Annotated in this window: 1 pseudogene; it reads right to left on the minus strand. The window is 58.3% G+C overall.

The annotated features are described in order from the left end of the window. Positions 1-278, minus strand: a pseudogene (locus tag HMPREF2993_RS08275) (IS21 family transposase); the annotation flags it as partial. Between the last annotated feature and the right edge of the window lie 58 nt (positions 279-336).

A 336-nucleotide genomic window follows, 5' to 3' on the forward strand; every position in this document is an offset into this window, starting at 1 on the left:
GCCCCACGCTTATGCGAAACCTGGTGGGTTGCCACGGTCGTCCCCTGATCAAAGACGGTCAAGACCTGGCCTGTGATGCGCACATCGACAGTGCGGCCAACAAGCTGGTGCGGGACGGAGTAGCGCACGGTTGCAACCGTGATATGGAAATCAGGGGCCACTTTCGCGCGCTTCCACTCGGTGTGCTGCCATGGGGTTGTCGGCAGGTCAGCAAGGAGATGCTGCTCGTGTTCTTCGAAGAGATCCCTGCGGCTGATGTGCTGACTGCGAAACGGCACGGACCTGTTGATTGCATCGACTAAGTCCACAATCTTTCCGTTGAGCTCGTCCAAGTCA

This window comes from Corynebacterium sp. HMSC068G04, assembly GCF_001814885.1.
Taxonomy (GTDB): domain Bacteria; phylum Actinomycetota; class Actinomycetes; order Mycobacteriales; family Mycobacteriaceae; genus Corynebacterium; species Corynebacterium hiratae.